Origin of the sequence: Longimicrobium sp. (assembly GCA_036377595.1) — a bacterium.
Taxonomy (GTDB): domain Bacteria; phylum Gemmatimonadota; class Gemmatimonadetes; order Longimicrobiales; family Longimicrobiaceae; genus Longimicrobium.
On sequence record DASUYB010000180.1, the window covers coordinates 1 to 3,592 of the forward strand.

The following is a 3,592-nucleotide window of genomic DNA, read 5'->3' on the forward strand; positions in this document are numbered from 1 at the left end:
TTGAGCGCGAAAAACCCAGGATTGGCGCCAATCCTGGGTCTCGCATGTAGCCGGAACTGTCGAACGCCTGCTGTGGCTGTGTGAAACCTTTGGGGATACTTATCCCACCGCAACGTCGGCCTCGCGCGCGATGCCGGGCTCGTGCGGCGCGGCCCGGCGGCTGCGCCAGGCCTCGAGCTCCGCGCGGAGATCCCCGTATAGGGACGGGTCGACCGGCATCATGTACTCGCGCAGGCGGTTGCGCGAGCGCCAGGTGCGTGCGCCCATGTCGCGCAGCAGCCGGTTGATGTAGTGGAAGTTGAACGGAACCACGCACGTGCCCCCGGCCAGCGAGTCCGGCCGGTTCGCCCGCAGCCACGCCAGCCGCTCGTCTATCTGCCGCCCCATCTCCGCCTGGGAGGGGAGGGAGATGCGGCCCTGCGCGTGCTCCGCCAGCCACCGCGCGCCGATCTCCGACGTCAGCTGCGAGTACAGGCTGCTGTTGTAGCCGATGAACGCCAGCCGAGGCACGTCCGTCGGCAGGATGCTGCGGAACAGGCGGAAGCTGCCGTCGGTGCCGCGCACGCGCTCCATCACCCAGCGCGGCAGGAACGGCGCGTCCTGCACGAAGCCGGTGCCGAACACCACCACGTCGGCATCCACCCGTCCCCCATCTCCCAGCTCCAGGCCACCATCCGTGAACCGCGCCGGCTGACCGCGGCGGACGCGGATGCGCCCCTCGCGCACGTGGTCGAAGAAGCCGCCCGCGGCCAGGCTCAGGCTGCACCCCACCATCTTCTCGATCGGCACCTCGGGCGTCAGCCCGTGCGCGTCCAGCGCGAAGCTCTTCCGGAGCGCCCGCTCCACGCCGCGCCAGAAGAGCCACACCCCCGGCCGGCCGACGGAGTGCAGCACGCGCTCGATCCCCTCCGGCCGGTCGTCGCGGAACAGAGCCTCGCTGAAGCGCGTGGCCAGCACGTACTTCAGGTGCACGCGCCCGAAGAAGTACTTCGGCATCTTCCACAGCGCGCGGCGGAACACCAGCGTCACCTCGCGCGCCGTCGCCGTGGCCGCGCACGCCGCGTCGGCGGCGGACTTCGCGTAGCCGATCACCGCCACGCGCTTTCCCGCCACCTCCGCCGCGTCGTGCAGCTGCGTGCTGTGCATCACCCGCCCGCCCGCGGCCTCGAATTCCGCGCGGCCGGGGAGATCGGGGACGCGGGGCGCGCTGTGGATGCCGTTCGCGACGACCAACCAGTCGAACTCCTGCGTCTCCGTGCGCCCCTCCGCGTCCTCCGACGTCACCCGCCAGCCGCGCCCGTCGCCCGTCGGCTCCGCGCGGGTGACGCGCGTGCGCAGGCGGAGACAGGGCGTGACGCCGAAGCGGTCCGCGTAGGCAGCCAGGTACGCCTGCACCTGCTCGCCCGCCGGCCAGTCGGGATACGACGTCGGCATGGGGAAGTCGGAAAAGGCGTAGGTGTCGCGCGGATTCTGCGTGGTCAGGCCGGGGTAGCGCCGCGAGCGCGCCCACACGCCGCCGACCTCGTCCTCCGTCTCGAAGACGGTGACGCCGAACCCCTCCTCGAGGAACGTTTTCGCCGTCACCAGGCCGCTGATCCCCGCCCCCACGATGCCGATCCTGCGCATGAACGTCTCCCGCGCGTGTGTCCCCGCACTCCGCCTGTCGATGGAACGTGTGCCTTTCCCGAAGGTTGGACGCAATGGTGACGTTCCGCGACCCATGAGGGACGAATCGCGGAGACGAGGGACGAATGGTGGAAACGTCCGTCGCGGCGATGGCGCCGGCGCGGCGAGCCGGGTACATTGCGGCCCCTTGCATGCGAAACGGTCTCCCCCGCACCGCCGACGCGCGCGCCGTGAAACCGATCCTGATCGCCGGGCTCCCCGGCCACTTTGCCACCTGGCTGGCGGAGCGCTTGCCGCGCACCACGGTGCAGGTGGCCTTCTCGGCCGACGAGGCGGTGGACCACGCGCGCGGCGGGGCGCAACTCCTGCTCGTCGACCTCGCCGTCGGCGCGGACGAGACGATGGGGGCGCTGCGCACCCTCCGCGCGTCCGCCGGCGGCGCGGCGGTGCCGGTGGTGGTGACGCTGGAGCCGGGGGAGACGGGCGTCGACGAGGCCATGCTCGACCGCCTCGTCCGCGACCTGCGCGTGGATCGCATCCTCTTCCACCCGCTCGACCGCGCGGAGCTGCTGCGCACCGTCGCCCAGCTCGTCGGCGCGTCCGCCGAGCCGGCGCCGTCCCCGCCTCCGGGCACCGCATCGCCCCAGCCCACGCCGACGGCCGTATCGCGCGAGAACGTCACCGCGGCGGTCGGCCAGCTCTGGGCCCGCGCGCGCGGGGCGATGCTCGAGCGCGCCGCCGTGCTGGAGCGCGCCACGAAGGCGACGGCGGAGGGACGGCTGAACGGCGCGCTCCGCCAGCAGGCGACGGACGAGGCGCATCGCCTCGCGGGCGCGCTCGGCACCTTCGGGCTGCCGGACGGGACGCGGCTGGCGCGCGAGCTGGAGACGCGCTTCGGCGGCGGCGCCTATCTGACGCAAGCGGACGGCGCGCAGCTCGCCACGACGGCCGCCGCGCTCGCGCGGATGATCGAGGAGCGGAGCGAGCAGCCCACGCCCGCTCCGACGCCGTCGCAGCCCGCTGTCGAACGCTCTTCCATCCCCCTGCTGCTGGCGATCACGAGCGATCCCGCGCTGCGGCAGACGGCGGACGGGCTGGCGTCCGGGTCGCTGCGCGTCGAGACGGTGGGGGATGGAGACGCGCCCGCGGAGATGCGCCCGGACGCGGTGCTGCTCGACGTCTCCGCGCCGGACGCGACCAGCGACTGGCGCGCGCTGGCGGACGTGGCCGGGCGCTACCCCGGCGTGCCGATCGTCGTGGCCACGGCGCGCGGGGCGCTGCCGGACCGGCTGCGCGCGGTACAGTTCGGCGCGCGCACCTTCCTGCAGAAGCCGCTCGCCGCCGAGCCGCTGCGCGATGCGGTGGCGGCCGTGCTCCCCGCGCCTGACGCGGCCCGCGCGCGCGTGCTCTGCGTGGACGACGACGCCGAGCTGCTGGAGGCGGTGCGCGCCGTGCTCGAGCCGCAGCGCATCGAGGTGCACACGCTCGTTGACCCGCTGCACTTCTGGACGCGCCTGGGCGAGGTGGAGCCCGACCTGCTGGTGCTCGACATCGAGATGCCGCACGTGAACGGGATCGAGCTCTGCCGCGTGGTGCGCGCCGACCCGCGCCGCCGCGCGCTGCCGATCGTCTTCCTCACCAGCCGCACCGAGCCCGAGACGGTCTACCGCGTCTTCGCCGCCGGCGCCGACGACTTCGTGGCCAAGCCCTTCGTCGGCCCCGAGCTCATCGCCCGCATCCGCAACCGGTTGGAGCGGGTGAGGAGATAGTGCTGAGAAGGGAGTGCGTGAGTGCGTGAGTGCATTGGTGCGCGGAGACACCGCGTCGACGTCATCCTGAGGCCCAGAGTGTGTCAGAACTCTGGCGGGCGGCTTGTTTACTCTGTACACTATATGTATCCTCGCTGACGTCAGGCCTTCGTTGCTGGAGGGATGGTGAGCGGATACAGGATTGGAGCGGACCGCGG

The 3,592-nt window shown here is 72.6% G+C and carries 2 protein-coding genes; one reads left to right on the plus strand and one right to left on the minus strand.

Going from position 1 to position 3,592, the window contains the following annotated elements; translation table 11 throughout:
- Window positions 1-99: 99 nt before the first annotated feature.
- A complete protein-coding gene (locus tag VF092_29445; GenBank protein HEX6751453.1) occupies window positions 100-1,626 on the minus strand; it encodes an NAD(P)/FAD-dependent oxidoreductase in 1,527 nt (508 codons plus the stop codon).
- A gap of 230 nt (window positions 1,627-1,856) precedes the next feature.
- Between VF092_29445 and VF092_29450 the strand changes: the two genes are divergently transcribed.
- A complete protein-coding gene (locus tag VF092_29450; protein HEX6751454.1) occupies window positions 1,857-3,395 on the plus strand; it encodes a response regulator in 1,539 nt (512 codons plus the stop codon).
- Window positions 3,396-3,592: the final 197 nt, after the last annotated feature.

Bases quoted from the DNA above. Each gene is read 5' to 3' on its own strand.
- VF092_29445 (HEX6751453.1), bottom strand. From the start codon at position 1,626: ATGCGCAGGATCGGCATCGTGGGGGCGGGGATCAGCGGCCTGGTGACG.